This window comes from Brevibacillus agri, assembly GCF_004117055.1.
Taxonomy (GTDB): Bacteria; Bacillota; Bacilli; order Brevibacillales; family Brevibacillaceae; genus Brevibacillus; species Brevibacillus agri.
Genome location: NZ_CP026363.1, coordinates 3,782,670 through 3,797,500, shown reverse-complemented (window position 1 = coordinate 3,797,500; position 14,831 = coordinate 3,782,670). Strand labels below are relative to the sequence as shown.

Here is a 14,831-nt window from a genome sequence, read left to right as displayed (position 1 = left end):
ACCGCAGGGAAGTGCCTTCTTTCGTAGCGGGGAAGCCAGGGGTTTACACGATTTATTATGGAATTGATTACAAGGAAAACGGTCAAAACGTGCGCGTGTATCTTTCCACGAAAATTACGGTAGAGAAACAATAAGCAAACGCCCACTAAGCGGAGTCGGTTCCGGTCGGTGGTTTTTTTACCCCAAACTTCTGCAGCAGGAAGACACGATGTCAAAGACGACCAGGAGCGTGTTTGAGTCGTTTTTGGTTCCACAGTAACATTGGGCAGCGGGCATACGCTCCGTTGAACAGCAGACGGCCTAGGCAGGCGTGAAGTCGAGCGCAAAGTCTGCGTTTCCAGACGACACGATGAAAGGCTTTGTGCGCTGCAAAATTAGCGGTTGTAGACGAACTGCAAGCAGGAAGCCGGGTCTCATCATTTTCACGATTGTACAAGAGAACTGGCGGCATATATGCTGCACGTGTTCGGAAAAATGGAAGGCAATTCGGCCACGATAGTGTATGCGAATCGGTATGTAGAGGCGTGCTTCAAGGAATGGCATAAGTAGGAGAGGTAAAAAGTTTACAGAAGTTGTGAAGCTGTTAGCGACGCCTAAGACCTGGTACCGCTATATTTAGTACGAATTAGACAATGTGTACATATCCCACTGAGAGCACGATGCAGTGCAGCTACTGGCGCCCGCTTTCGTTCCCATGTCAGTTTCTCACGAAGGTTAGAGCGAGAAAGCAGAAGGCGTACGCGCGAGTTCAGGAGGAAAGAACAACAAATGCACGAGGGGTGTTCTCAAGACTTGCCGACTTGCCGTATGATGCCGCATGCCTTTTGCATCTGACCAATTTTCATCTGTTTGACTTCTGCAAAACCGCAACGCACAATCCAGCCTTTTTGCGAAAAACGATCCTGCTTGCGATTAGGCGGCCTTTGCTGCCCGAGATATAGGGGCCTCTTCGCTCTCATTCAATAGCAGAGCGTGCGTAGACAGGAGAGGGGAAGGAAAGCTTCCGTGCATGATACATGAACAGCGCAAAGTACTCTCTTACCACGTCCTCACTTTTATCCGTACGCAGCACGAAGCATGTACGTGTATTACAAGGAGGTGTTTACAGGACGACTTACTCCGCAAATAACTCCCCACCTTTCCTACCTCTACGATCTATTCAGATCTATTCATACCTGCAAAGCAGCTTTTATGTATATAGCCGACCAATCCTATAACACAAACGAGCCAAAAAATTTCAAAAACGCACAGCCTCTCATAGCTATCTTTCCTACACGCTAGGGCAACTCAAACCGATTTTTGCAAGGCGAAGAGACTTTAGGTTGAAAACCCATTAAGAGCTGAACGGCAAAAACGTAGAGACTCGCAAAAATGTAACAAAATAAGAGCCATTTTGTCGACAGAAAATGACTAAAAATGACACACATATAATAAGGAAGCTTTTCGATGGACGAGCATATTCACTACGAGTAGATTCCCCTGAAAATTCACTCGCTATTCTATATAACGTATCACAAGAAAAAAAGATACTCCTCTCTGCAAAAATGATTTCAAGGGCTGCTATTTTTCTCCGTCCTCGGAAAGTGGAGTATCAGTGGCGAGAGGACCGCCGTCAGAAAGAGGACCGTCATTGGCAAGTGCACGAAAGGAAACAGGCTACAGGTCATGCAAGCCGTTCAGGGACATTCCTTCGTGTTATCCGGCCATTGCCCGGCGACCTTTGCTATTTTCACAGAGTAAATAGCCTAGTAGCAAACGCAAGGGCAAGAGGACAAAACGACAAAACGATACAATCCAACCGATGGTGGGAGTCAGAGTCAAATCCAGGTCCTGAAAAGTCCTGAAAGGTGCTGAAACTCGCCTGGAGACGCCTAAGCATGAATAGCTACTTGACGCTACAGCAGTCGTTTTGCACCACACGGTATGCATCAGAGAAGAAGAACGGCAAAAGCACACCCAAAGAACAGAACAGCCAAAACAAAGCCAAGTACAACAGAAACCCCCACAAGCAGAAACCTGGCAAAGCCCTTGCTCAAACCGCAGCCGCTGCCCCCACCCCAGAAAGGAAGACCACGAACATATCGTGGTCAAATAAAGGGATTGTAGTAGTAAAGGCCATGCAGGTAACGCCGCTCTGCTTTTTCTAGCGCAACCGCCTTTTCGCTCTCAAGGGAAGCACGGAGCTTCTCCCAATACTCGGGAGTGGCATCGCTCAAATCGACCTCCAGCTCGTCGCCAACCAGGTTGCGGATTAGCTGCCAATCATCTGGATGCTCATACTGCTTCATGCCGCCGCCAATGAGCCGAATATCGTGCAGAAGCTGTTTGATATTCTCGGGAATCATCGTTTTTCCCCCATGACGAAAAATTTTTTTGAGAAAGTTGGCCTTCCACTACTGGTAATAATTTGTCTTTTTCGCCCTGAAATATGTAAGAAAGCCGAAAAATATGGCGCTGCGGTCTATGCATAATCGTGGCGAATCGAGGAGAGCGGATCCCAAAACTACTGTCCCTATTTTTGGAAAAACAAACAAAATCCGCGTGTTTTCGACAGGAAATAAATGCGGTTCCCAGATAGAATTTGGGCACTCAGATGGAGGAAAACGCTATTGACTTCGAAAAATGGATTGTGTATACTCAAAAACGTGATTCTGCGGCAGGTAACCTGCACAAACGGTCACGGATAACAGGCGGTCGTGGTGGAATTGGCAGACACACCATCTTGAGGGGGTGGCGGGGCGACCCGTGCGAGTTCGAGTCTCGCCGACCGCACCATCGTATCGAACCGGGGACTAAGCTTGGACCTCGTGTTTTCGAAATAAATCAAGCCTTTTCGACAAGGGCTTTTTTTTCTGCTCATGTTCAAGGCTTGTCGAATAGAAAGAGAAAAAGGTGGGAAAGGTGTTAGCAGTGCCTTCTTTTTTCCCACTTTTGGGTCATTGATCTTGAAACGCTTTTGATGTACACTCCCAATTGGGAGAAATACAATAGAGAAATGTTGGAAAAACAACACTACCTGAAGTCAGATCAGACCCAATTTGATTCAGGTCGAGGAGAAGAACCCATGAGTGTAATTAGAGAGATCATTGAGGGATTATTCATCGGATTCACTTCAACGGTAGGTGTGATTAGCACGTACCAAACGCTGGTTTCTTGTGCGGGCCTGTTCCGCAAAAAGGAGCAGGTGACAAGCGAGCCACAAAAAACATTTGCTGTACTGGTTGCGGCGCATAACGAAAGTGCCGTAATCGCTCCACTGATTGAGAACCTGAAAAAGCTGGACTACCCACGCGAAATGTACGACATCTTCGTCATTTGCGACAACTGTACTGACAACACTGCTGAGATCAGTCGGGCACACGGAGCCATCGCGTGCGAGCGTTTTGACACGTCCAAGCGCGGAAAAGGCTACGGGATTGAGTGGATGCTGGAGAACCTCTGGGCAAGGCCAAAGCAGTACGATGCAGTCGTCATGTTTGATGCAGACAACCTGGTTGAAAAGAACTTCCTGAAAGTGATGAACGACCGTCTGGTCAAAGGGGCGCGCGTGATTCAAGGCTATCTGGATTCGAAAAACCCGTTTGACTCCTGGATTACCCTGTCTTATGCTGTGACGTATTGGTTTACAAACCGCATGTGGCAGTTGGCCCGTCACAACCTTGGCCTGCCGAACACGTTAGGCGGTACGGGCTTGTGCATCGAGAGCAATCTGCTCAAGGAGATGGGCTGGGGAGCAACCAGCCTGACGGAAGACCTGGAGTTTGCTACGCGTTGTATTGAGCGCGGCATTTATCCGACCTGGGCCCATGATACGAAAGTATGGGATGAGAAGCCGATTGACTTGAAAGCTTCGATGCGCCAACGCTTGCGCTGGATGCAAGGTCACTACGATGTGGCTGGACGCTACATCGGAAGCGTACTGAAAAACGGCTTGAAGGCAAGAAGGCTGGGCATGCTTGACGCGGCTTTCTACCTGTTCCAGCCGATGTACGTGCTGATGGTGACGATGATGTCCTTGCTGTTTTTGGGCCGATATTTTGACATTGCGGCTCTGACGCCTGCTGCTACCATCCTGCCAACCTGGCTGGTGTACGGATCTACGGCTGTGTTTTATTTATTGCCGATTCTGGCGCTCTACCTCGAGAAAGTGCCACTAAAAGGATATTTGGGACTGCTCTTGTTGCCGTTCTTTTTCCTGACGTGGCTGCCGATCATGTTTTACGCGTTTTTCACCAAGAAAAATCAGGTGTGGAGCCATACGTCCCACACTCGCGCCATTCGTATCGAGGAGATCCAGCAATAGGCACGTGAAGCAAAAGACCACAGGTGCATCTCGCCCTGTGGTTTTTCTGTTAGCGAAAGTGGCGAAAGGAGCCTGTGATCTGGTATAATAACGCGATCACCACACGAAAAGAGAAAGCGTTGCAACTGGGAAAAAGGCACCCTGAGCGTTGGCTGCGCGGACAAAACCGAACCCGCAGCCGGGCCACGAGGAGGAATACGGCGATGAAGCTCGCACCACAACATTGCGATCACGATACTCCCTTGCTGTGGGGAGATAAACGATACCATACATGGAACTACCATTTGCGTTCGACTTTTCACGAAAAAATTTTCAAGGTTCCGCTGGACGGGGGCTTCAGTTGCCCGAACCGGGACGGCAAGGTCGCGACGGGTGGCTGCACGTTTTGCAGTGCGCGCGGCTCCGGCGATTTTGCCGGGGACCGGAGAATGGATCTAAAGCGCCAGTTTCACGATGTGAAAACCCGGATGCATGAAAAGTGGCCCCAGGCCAAATACCTTGGCTTTTTCCAGGCGTACACGAACACGTACGCCCCTGTAGACGAACTGCGCGAGATGTACGAGGTCATTCTCCGGCAGGAAGGAGTTGTCGGCCTCTCGATCGCAACGCGTCCTGACTGCCTCCCGGACGATGTGGTGGAGTATTTGGCGGAGTTGAACGAGCGGACGTATCTGTGGGTGGAGCTGGGCCTGCAAACGATCCACGAGCATACCGCGCAACTGATTAACCGGGCGCACGACTACGCCTGCTATGTCGATGCGGTGGAGAGGCTGCGCAAGCACAACATTCGCGTCTGTACGCACATCATCTACGGGTTGCCGGGAGAATCGCACGAAGAAATGATGCAGACGGCCGATGCGGTCGCCCATCTCGACGTGCAAGGGATCAAAATTCATTTGCTGCACCTGCTGCGCAAGACGCCGATGGTCAAGCAGTACGAAGCGGGCCTGCTGGAATTTCTTTCGCAGGAGGAGTACACCAAGCTCGTCGTCGATACACTTGAAATTTTGCCGCCGGAAATGATCGTCCACCGCATCACAGGCGACGGGCCAAAGGATTTGCTGATCGGTCCGATGTGGAGCCGCAAGAAGTGGGAAGTGCTGAACGGGATCAATGCCGAGCTGAACCGCCGAAACAGTTGGCAAGGGAAGTTTTATGTTCCGCACAGGTAAAAGTTGATTGATAAACAAAAAGGAGCCTCCGAGAAGGCTCCTTTTTTCGTGGCTATTCAACATGGATGATTTTTCTGGCGCGCCCCGGATAGTTGGTAATGATCCCGTCCACGCCGATATCGACGGCCCGCTGGATTTGCCGACTGCTGTTTACCGTCCAGCCGTAGACGGTCAACTGGCGCTGTTTGGCCTGTTGAACCAGTTCGCGTGTGAGCTGGTCGTACGGGACGTGCAACTGCTCGCAACGATACTGGCTTGCGACTGCCCACGGTTTTGCGAGCGGGCCGACGTATAAAAGGCCGGTCGTTTGCGCAGGATCCAGTTCTTTGATGCGCAACAAACTGTCGAAGTTGAACGTGGAAATGATCGTTCGCTCCGTGAGCTGATAGCGCTGGATCAGCTCAATGACTTTTTCTTCAAGGTGGGGCTGGTTTTGAAAAAAATTTTTCAATTCGATAATAAAGCGTAACGATGTATCGGAAAAGGCTTGAAATACCTCGCGCAAAACGGGAATCCGGGCTTTTGGATAACGCGTGGAGCAAGTTTTGTCTGCGCGAAGCTGGCGCAGCTCCCGCATCGTATAGCCGCGCACAGGACCGGAGCCGTTTGTCGTCCGTTCCAGTCGGTGATCGTGAATGACGGCCAGCTTGTTGTCGCGGCTTAGCTGGACGTCCAACTCAATCCCGTCCGCCCGCTTGCGGACAGCAGCGTGAAAGGCTTCCATCGTGTTTTCCGGATACAGGCCGGAAGCGCCGCGATGCGCGAACACAAGTGTGGACACGTGGGCTTCCTCCCTTCTCAGACGTGTCATGCATATTACATGCATATGTAAGTGGCCCCTCGATACTACCTATCCTGAGGGGCACAAAAGAGATTCTATGAGATTGAGACGAGAACGATGACGAGGAGAACGAACAGGACCAAAACAAGGGCGAAATCGTTGTTTCTGCTGCAGCTCATTAATACCCCCTCCTTCCCAGATGGAGCAACTCCCTTCATCTTATGAACCAATAGGGAAAATGGCGCTCGTCGAATGCCCAACCTGCCCGCATTTGTGCCTGGCTGCCCACTTTTTATACAGATTGGCAGATGACGGAGAAGCTCCATTTGCTACAATGAAAGCACAAGGAAACAAAGGGGAGGGGTAGTTTCATGACACAGACACAGATTGAGGAAATGCTCGCTGCGGGCGATTTGGTGGACGATCGGCAAAACCGCAGGGTCAAGCTGCATCTGTACGACCGGGCGCGGCTGAAGGAATACGACCAGATGCTGCGGCAGGTGGCCGAGAAGTCGAATGCCACCAAGCTGATCGTCTACGGGAAAAAGCGGGACGTAGCGGAGTGGCTCGCGCTTGGCTATCGGCAGGAAGGGGTCATTGACGGATTTTTTCGCGGAGAAAATGCCTACATGCTCACGGCGTATGTGACAGAGGAACGGGCGACGTCGACAGCGCCTGAGCTGGCGGAGGAAATTTTGGCGCTGAGTCTGGCAAAGGCGGGAGCGGGGGAAGAAAAGCCGCTGCCGGAAGGGTACAGCATGCGTCCGGCAACAGAGGCAGATGCAGAGGAGCTGGCACGCCTGTACGGCCTTGTGTTCGCGACGTATCCTACCCCCATGGATGATCCGCATTACGTGCGCAAGACGATGCAGGAGGGGACGGTGTACTTCGTCGTCGAGCATGCCGGGAAGATCGCCTGCGCAGCGTCTGCCGAAGTGTCGGAGCGGATGGGCTCGGCGGAGATGACCGACTGTGCCACCCACCCCGATCACGCCGGAAAAGGCCTCCTCCAGCCGCTGTTTTGCGCTCTGGAAAAAAAGATGGAGGAGGCAGGGATTTACTATCTCTATACCTTGACCCGGGCGCAATCGGCCGGGATGAACGTGACAGCAGCCAAGATGGGCTATGAATACCGCGGTCGGCTCATCAACAACTGCACGATTTTTTCCGGATTCGAAGATATGAACATCTGGGTGAAGCCGCTGCGGCAAACCAGGGACGAATAAGGCTACTCGCGGGAAGGAAACAGTTGCTGCTGCAGGCGGCGGGCCATGAGCGCCAGTTGAAGCTGCCAGCGCTGATGGGCATCCTCCAGGCGGTAGCCTGTTTTTTCCTCGATCTGGGTCAGGCGGTATTTCAAGGTGTGGCGGTGAATATATAACGCTTGGGAGGCTTGCAGGCCGTTCCCGTTTTGCGCGAGGTACACCTCCAGCGTCTCCAGAAGCTGCTGGTTGTATTTGCTGTCGTAGCGAATCAACGGCTCCAGGATCGGCTTCCACAAGCCGAGCATGCTCTGCTCGTCGCGGTGGTAAGGAAACAGGAACTGGTAGCCTTGCATGTCCCGGTAGCGCAGCATTTGCGGGGCGCGAGCGAGCAAGGGATAGGCTTGCAGCGCGAACATGGCTTCCTCGGACGCGCCAGAAACATCTGTCAACTGATCGCGCGGATTGCTGATGGCGACCTGCAAGGGAGTGGAGGAATGCAGCCCCTCCCAGCGGGCTGTGAACTGCTCCAAGAGCTGCAGGCTCGTCCGGTCATCGGGCAGCACGAACAGCAGGCAATGAGGCCGTTCTCGCAGCAAATACGAGCGCTGGTGGCGGTCGCAAAGCCTGCGCATCAGCGTGATGGCGCTTTGGTGCAGCTCCCCGAGCCTGTCCGGTTCGGCAGTGTCCACCTTGACGGCCACGACGAGATGCTTGCCCGACAACGGGTATCCGAGCATGCGACAGCGGCTTTCCAGCTCTTGCGGACTCATCGGCTTTCCGTTTAAAAGCTCCTCGACGAAGTCGCCTTTCAGCCGCCATTCTGTCGCAGAAACGGCGCGTTCTTTTACATATTCGAGCGCACACAAGGTAGCTGCGTGCTGGAGCGCCACATCGTCCAGCTCCTTCCACGCTTCCCGCGGCTTGGCCAGGCTGAGCGTGCCGAAATGCTCGCGACTGGCGCGGATGGGTACCGTATGCACGTGCTCTCTCGCTTCGTCATCGGTCGGCGCTGTCGGGCAGCCGTGCTGGGTCACTTCAAAGCCGAGCGCATCCAAAAGCGTCACGCCGCCGCCCGTCAGCTCTGCCAACTCGGCGGCGATGGCAGGCAGACCGCCTTTGGACAGGGCTGCGTCGATCATCCGGTTGTGGATCGCCTGCGAATAGGCGAGCGTCTCGAACTGCCGGTTGACGATCGGCTGCAAAATGGCTCTGGTAATCGTCGAGAAGTTGATTTCGGTCGGAATTTCGATGAGCGGGAGCTGGTGGCGATCAGCCAGCTCAAGAAAGCTTTCGGGAATTTCCCGCAAGTAAAATCCGGTATGGATGGCGACTCCGCTCAGCTTTTGTCTCGCCAACGTCGGAATGAACGAGCTTTGCCGCTCCATATTTTCAGCGAGGCCGAATCCGGTCGTAATCAAAAACTCGCCTTCCTGCAGCCGACTGGCGTCTTCGAGCACCTCGACAATCGTCACCCAGCGAATCGGATTGTCCAGTCCGCCCGCTCCGGCGATCAACCGCGTCTGCACCATGTCAGGCAGTTGCAGAGCCTCTCTGATCGTAATCGTCACGAGGCACACCTCCGTGTTGCAAAGTTCTTTATACAAAATGTACAAAAGATTTTGTCTCTTCGCCATATTTTTTTGCCAGCGCGTCGGATGGATGAACCGCACAGGTCAGCTAGGATAGAGGGAGAGAATAAGCGAGGTGGCGACGATCATGAGCAGAAGCTATGTAATCAAACCGGAGTTGGGCAAGACGTATCCGTTCATTTCTCATGGCAAAGGCATTTATTTATACGATAAAGACGGCAAGCGCTATATCGACGGCTGCAGCGGGGCTGTGACCGCGAGCATCGGCCACGGGGTGGAAGAAGTCGCCGAAGCGATGTACCAGCAGGCCAAAGAAGTATCGTTTGCGTACCGCTCGCACTTCAGCAGCGACGCTGTGGAGGAGCTGGGGGCGAAGCTGGCCGAGTGGGCGCCAGGTTCGTTGAACTGGACGTTTTTTGTGAGCAGCGGCTCCGAAGCGACGGAGACAGCGCAAAAAATCGCGATCCAATACTGGCAGGAAAAAGGCAGGCCGACGAAAAACAGAATCATCTCCCGCTGGATGAGCTACCACGGCATCACCATGGGGGCGCTCTCCATGTCGGGGCACGTGCTGCGCCGGAAGCGCTTCGTTCCGCTTTTGGAGGACTATCCGACGATTACCGGGCCGTATCCGTACCGCAGACCAGCAGGCATGTCGCTGGAAGCGTACGCCCTGGAATGCGCGAATGAGCTGGAGCGGGCCATTCTGCGCGTCGGAGCCGAGCAGGTGGCGGCCTTTATCGCGGAGCCGGTTATCGGGGCTTCCGGTGGCGCGGTCGTCCCGCCAGACGGCTACTTCCAGCGGATTCGCGAAATTTGCGACAAGTACGAAGTGCTGTTCATCGCCGACGAAGTGATGACAGGGGTAGGGCGCACCGGAAAAGCGTTCGGGGTCGATCACTGGGGTGTCGTGCCTGACCTGATGACGCTTGGCAAAGGGATGAGCGCCGGCTATACGCCGATGGCTGCCACGATGGTGACGGATGAAATTATCGAGACGATCACCCAGGGAAGCGGGCTGATTATGGCGGGACACACATACAGCGCCAACCCGCAGTCTGCTGCCGTCTCGCTCGCGGTTTTGAAGTACGTCGAGAAGCACGGCCTGATCGAGAAAGCGGCCGAGCAAGGCGCTTACTTGCTGTCTCGCCTGCAAGAGCTGGCAGATGAATTGCCGCTGATTGGCGAGGCGCGCGGTTTGGGCATGCTCTGCGGTCTGGAATTTGTCAAAAACAAAGAAACGAAAGAGCCGTTCGCCTTGTCAGAAGGAGTGGCGTCCAAGGTCATCGCGAAGGCATTCGAAAAAGGTCTGCTCATCTATCCCGCCATGGGGGGAATCGAAGGCGTGGCAGGAGACTCGATCATCGTTTCCCCGCCGCTGACGATTACAAAAGAGCAGATTGATGAACTGATCGCCCTCTTGAAAGATGCGATTGTCAGCGTCCAGCAGGAGCTAAAAGACAAGGCGCTGATTGGCTAGAGGGGGGAGACTGAAATGACAAACCGTTTTGATAAAGTGGTGACCGTACAGGAGGCGTTGTCCCATTTTCGCGATGGGATGACGCTGCTCGCGGGCGGCTTTGGCGGGGTAGGCAATCCGCCGACACTGATCCAGGGCATTTTGGATCTGGGTGTGCGCGACTTGACGCTGATTAGCAACGACACGGCGTTTCCGCACATCGGAATCGGCAAGCTGGTGACAGAACGACGCGTGAAAAAAGTGATTGCCTCTCACATCGGCTCCAACCCGAACGCAGGGGCGCAAATGACGGCAGGCGAGCTTGAGGTCGAGTTTTGCCCGCAGGGGATTCTCGCCGAGCGTGTACGGGCGGGCGGCGTCGGTCTGGGCGGGATTCTCTCCGACGTCGGCATTGGCACGATCGCGGAAAAAGGCAAGCAAAAAGTCGTGCTGGACGGAAAAGAGTACCTGCTGGAGACGCCGCTGACGGCGGAAGTGGCGATCGTCCATGCGAAAAAAGCGGACCGCTTCGGCAACCTGGTGTACGATACGAGCGCGCGCAACTTTAATCCGCTCGTGGCGATGGCGGGCGATATTACGATCGTGGAAGCGGACGAGATTGTCGAGGTAGGCGAGCTGGACCCGGAAGAAATCGTCACGCCTGGCGTCTTCGTCAACTACATCGTGCAAAGTGAAGGGGTGAACTGGCAATGGGCGTGGGAGAAGTAAAAGAGACCGAGAGCTACCGCGAGCGAATCGCGCGCAGGGCGGCGATGGAAGTCGAGGACGGCATGATTATCAATTTGGGGATCGGCATTCCTACGCTGGTGGCCGATTTTATCCCTGCTAACAAACGCGTCATGTTTCACGCGGAAAACGGCATATTGGGTACCGGACCGAGCCCGGCCAAAGGAGAGGAAAACGCCATGCTGTGCAATGCGGGCGGTTTTCCGGTCACGCTTGCGGCGGGGGCGTCTTTTTTTGACAGTGCCACGGCCTTTGCGATCATTCGCCGCGGCTTGCTGGACATGACGATCCTCGGCGTCCTCGAAGTGAGCCAAAACGGGGATATCGCCAACTGGATCGTGCCAGGCAAACGCGTGCCGGGTATGGGCGGAGCGATGGAGCTGGCGCAAAAAGCGAAAAAGGTCATGGTCGTAACCACGCACCTCGACAAAAACGGCCGCTCCAAAATCGTGCGCGAATGCTCGCTTCCGCTGACAGCGAGCAAGGCGGCAGACTGGATCATTACCGATATGGCCGTGATGGAAGTGAAGCCGGACGGCCTGTATTTGCGCGAGGTCATGTATCCGTACAGCGTGGCCGATGTGATCGGAGCCACCGAAGCTGAACTGAAGGTAGAGGGAGAAGTGGGCGTATTCCGCTAGGCAAAGACGATTCCAAAAGAACGGGGGAAGAACATGGCGAACTGGCAAGCGCTGATACGAGAGCAGTTGGAAAAAGATCGGGAGGCTTCCGTCAAGCTGCTGCAGGAATGGGTGCAAAGCCCGAGTGTGCAAGGAGCGGAGGAGTCCATTCAAAAAAGCATCGCCGAGCTGTTGGCGAAAATGGGTCTGGACGTCGATTTGTGGGTCATGGCGGGGGAGGAGCTTGTTTCGCATCCGTACTTCGTGTCGCCGCGCCAAACGTTTGAAGGCAGTCCGAACGTCGTCGGGGTCTGGAAGGGCGCAGGCGATGGCCGCTCGCTCATTTTGAACGGGCACGTCGATGTCGTTCCCGCTGGCGATTACGCGCAGTGGAGCGACGATCCGTTCAGCGGAAAAGTAGCGGATGGCAAGCTGTACGGCCGCGGCGCGACAGACATGAAGGGCGGCAACCTGTCCTCGCTGCTCGCGATCTCTGTCTTGCAAAAGCTGGGCGTGCGGCTGAAGGGGGACGTCATCTACCAAAGCGTCGTGGAGGAAGAGAGCGGGGGAGCAGGAACGCTCGCTACGATTCTGCGCGGCTACAAGGCAGATGCCGCGCTCATCCCTGAGCCGACCAACATGAAAATTTTCCCGAAACAGCAAGGCTCGATGTGGTTCCGACTGACCGTCAAGGGGCGTTCTGCTCACGGCGGCACCCGCTACGAAGGGGTGAGCGCCATCGAGAAGAGCATGCTGGTCGTGCAAGCGATTGGCCGCCTGGAAAAAGAGCGCAACGATCGCCTGGACGATCCGCTGTACGCCAAGCTGCCGATCCCGATTCCGATCAATATCGGGGTGATCGAAGGCGGAAAATGGCCGTCGTCCGTCGCCGATCTCGTCAAGCTGGAAGGCAGGATGGGAGTAGCGCCTGGCGAGCAGATGGACGATGCCAAGGCGGAGATGGAGACGGCTTTGCAGCGTCTGGCCGAGGTCGATCCGTGGTTTGCCGAGCAGCCAGTCGAGCTGGAGTGGTACGGCGCGCGCTGGGTGCCGGGAGATGTCGCGCAAGATCATCCGCTCATGGAGATTTTGCAGGACAAGTTCGCGGCAGTGACTGGCGAGCGCGCGATCGTGGAAGCTTCGCCATGGGGAACAGACGGAGGCTTGCTGACGGCGCTGGCCGACACGCCTGCGATCGTCGTGGGGCCGGGCGTCACACAGGTCGCGCACTACCGGGACGAGTACATCGTGCTGGATGACGTGTTCCGCTGCGCGGAGATTTTTGCGCTGACCATGCTGGACTGGTGCGGCGTTGCAGAAGGGCCAGCGAAGTAGGAGAGCGGGTAGCGGGCAGCTTTCGGCTTAGGGTTCGATTTTTTATGCGAAAAATGAAAAAGTTTCGCCTCCACGCAAGGAAGCGCGATCTGCTCTGGAGAATGATTGGAGGATGAGATGCGATAGTCCAATCGTTGAAGGACGGAGGAGATGGCGATGAAAAGAGCGTGTTATATCGGGGGAAAATGGGTGCCGATGGCAGAACATGCTCCGTTGTATTCACCTTGTACGGGCCAGGCAATTGCCCATGTTCCCCAGGCCGACGCGCAGGCAGTAGAACGGGCGATCGCGGCAGCCGAGGAAGCGACGACGGTGATGCGGCGGATGCCTGCTTACCAGCGGGCGGCTATCCTGGAAAAAATCGCGCTCCTTTTGGACGAACGGATGGAGGAGGCGGCCCGGATCGTCGCGCTTGAGGCCGGAAAACCGATCAGGACGGCGCGGGGGGAAGTGATCCGCACCGTGCAAACGTATCGGTTTGCAGCGGGAGAAGCCAAACGGCTGCACGGAGAAACGATCCCGCTCGACGCCGCAATCGGCGGAGAAGGTCGCCTGGCGTACACGGTCCGCGAGCCTTTGGGCGTCGTCGGGGCGATTACGCCGTTCCCGTTTCCGCTCAATCTGGTTGCGCACAAGGTCGGACCTGCGCTCGCTGCGGGCAATGCCGTGGTGCTGAAGCCCGCTTCGCAGACGCCGCTCAGTGCGCTTTTGCTCGCCGAACTGGCCGAGCAGGCGGGACTCCCGCCAGGGGCGTTGAACGTCGTCACAGGCAGCGCAGCCGTCGTGGGCGAAAAGCTGGTGACAGACCCAAGAGTTCGCGCCTTGAGCTTTACGGGAAGCCCGGCGGTCGGGATCGACATTCGCAACCGCGCTGGCCTGAAAAAAGTGATTTTGGAGCTGGGGGCCAACTCTGCGGTCATCGTCGATTCCGACGCGCAACTGGACGAGGTGGTGCCGCGCTGCCTGTTTGGCGCATTTGCTTATTCCGGCCAAGTCTGCACGTCCGTCCAGCGCATTTACGTCGCAGAGGGCCTGTACGACGAGTTTGTCAGCCGCTTTGTGGCGCAGACGAAGGCGCTCTGCGGCGGCGACTCGCTCGATGAGCACGCTGACTTTTCCGCAATGATTCACCCGCGGCAGACCGAGCGTGTGCTGGAGTGGATTGGCGAGGCGCTGCAACAGGGAGCACGGCTTGCCTGTGGCGGCGAAGTGGTGGAGCGGATGCTGTTGCCGACCGTTTTGACCCATGTGCCGCATACGGCCAAAATCTGTTGCGAGGAAGTGCTTGGGCCTGTCGTGCTCATCAACCCGGTAGCGTCCCTGCAAGAAGCGATCCGCCTGGTCAATGACTCGCGCTACGGTCTGCAGGCAGGCGTGTACACGAACAACCTGAGGGCTGCGCTGGAAGCGGCAGATGAGCTGCGGGTTGGAGGCGTCATCATCAACGACATTCCCACCTTCCGGGCCGATCATATGCCGTATGGAGGCGTCAAGGAAAGCGGCTTGGGAAGAGAAGGCGTCAAATACGCCACAGACGAGCTGAGCGAGCTGAAGCTCGTGGTGGTCAAGCGCTGAGACAGCCAGCGGCAGTCGGTCTGGAGGCGCTTGCAAGCGCGCTTG

General features: G+C 55.5%; 12 protein-coding genes and 1 tRNA gene (1 of these 13 only partly in view). 10 read left to right on the top strand and 3 right to left on the bottom strand.

The window, feature by feature from the left end; genetic code table 11:
* Positions 1–134, top strand: the 3' portion of a protein-coding gene (locus BA6348_RS26825; RefSeq protein WP_155808668.1) for a hypothetical protein. Its footprint begins 40 nt before the window's first position; 134 of the gene's 174 nt are visible here — the last part of the coding sequence; its start codon lies off the left edge, out of view; it ends in the stop codon at positions 132–134.
* Positions 135–2,087: 1,953 nt separating this feature from the next.
* Here the strand turns inward: BA6348_RS26825 and BA6348_RS18660 are convergent.
* On the bottom strand, positions 2,088–2,345 hold the full coding sequence (locus tag BA6348_RS18660; protein WP_005831964.1) for a hypothetical protein: 258 nt from the start codon (positions 2,343–2,345) through the stop codon (positions 2,088–2,090).
* Positions 2,346–2,690: 345 nt separating this feature from the next.
* Between BA6348_RS18660 and BA6348_RS18655 the strand changes: the two genes are divergently transcribed.
* The 3 genes from BA6348_RS18655 (at position 2,691) to mnmL (ending at position 5,475) form a co-directional block, all read left to right on the top strand.
* Positions 2,691–2,775, top strand: a tRNA-Leu gene (locus BA6348_RS18655).
* Between the two features lie 289 nt (positions 2,776–3,064).
* A complete protein-coding gene (locus BA6348_RS18650; RefSeq protein ID WP_005831962.1) occupies positions 3,065–4,303 on the top strand; it encodes a glycosyltransferase family 2 protein in 1,239 nt (412 codons plus the stop codon).
* Between the two features lie 203 nt (positions 4,304–4,506).
* Positions 4,507–5,475: a tRNA modification radical SAM protein MnmL/YtqA gene (gene mnmL / locus BA6348_RS18645; protein ID WP_005831960.1), complete on the top strand. Its 969-nt coding sequence runs from the start codon at positions 4,507–4,509 to the stop codon at positions 5,473–5,475.
* Between the two features lie 52 nt (positions 5,476–5,527).
* Here mnmL and BA6348_RS18640 read toward each other — a convergent pair whose 3' ends face one another.
* Entirely contained in the window at positions 5,528–6,256 is a 729-nt protein-coding gene (locus BA6348_RS18640; RefSeq protein WP_122952664.1) for a glycerophosphodiester phosphodiesterase, read from the bottom strand.
* A gap of 371 nt (positions 6,257–6,627) precedes the next feature.
* On the opposite strand from BA6348_RS18640, the gene ablB reads away from it, so the two are divergent.
* Positions 6,628–7,482, top strand: a complete 855-nt coding sequence (gene ablB, locus BA6348_RS18630) for a putative beta-lysine N-acetyltransferase (protein WP_026557000.1) — start codon at positions 6,628–6,630, stop codon at positions 7,480–7,482.
* A gap of 2 nt (positions 7,483–7,484) precedes the next feature.
* Here the strand turns inward: ablB and BA6348_RS18625 are convergent, their stop codons facing one another.
* Positions 7,485–9,029 carry a PucR family transcriptional regulator gene (locus BA6348_RS18625; protein ID WP_039970545.1) on the bottom strand — a complete coding sequence of 515 codons (1,545 nt, stop codon included), beginning with the start codon at positions 9,027–9,029 and terminating at the stop codon, positions 7,485–7,487.
* A gap of 148 nt (positions 9,030–9,177) precedes the next feature.
* On the opposite strand from BA6348_RS18625, the gene BA6348_RS18620 reads away from it, so the two are divergent.
* From BA6348_RS18620 to BA6348_RS18600, 5 genes are all read left to right on the top strand, one after another.
* A complete protein-coding gene (locus tag BA6348_RS18620) occupies positions 9,178–10,530 on the top strand; it encodes an aspartate aminotransferase family protein (RefSeq protein WP_026557002.1) in 1,353 nt (450 codons plus the stop codon).
* Between the two features lie 15 nt (positions 10,531–10,545).
* Complete coding sequence (locus BA6348_RS18615) at positions 10,546–11,238, top strand: 3-oxoacid CoA-transferase subunit A (RefSeq protein ID WP_005827939.1); 693 nt, start codon at positions 10,546–10,548, stop codon at positions 11,236–11,238.
* On the top strand, positions 11,220–11,897 hold the full coding sequence (locus tag BA6348_RS18610; RefSeq protein WP_005827940.1) for a 3-oxoacid CoA-transferase subunit B: 678 nt from the start codon (positions 11,220–11,222) through the stop codon (positions 11,895–11,897). The genes BA6348_RS18615 and BA6348_RS18610 overlap by 19 nt, the downstream gene beginning before the upstream one ends.
* A gap of 33 nt (positions 11,898–11,930) precedes the next feature.
* Complete coding sequence (locus BA6348_RS18605; protein WP_005827942.1) at positions 11,931–13,211, top strand: peptidase; 1,281 nt, start codon at positions 11,931–11,933, stop codon at positions 13,209–13,211.
* 156 nt (positions 13,212–13,367) lie between these two features.
* Positions 13,368–14,786, top strand: coding sequence for an aldehyde dehydrogenase family protein (locus BA6348_RS18600; RefSeq protein WP_007785009.1), 1,419 nt, complete (start codon positions 13,368–13,370; stop codon positions 14,784–14,786).
* Positions 14,787–14,831: the final 45 nt, after the last annotated feature.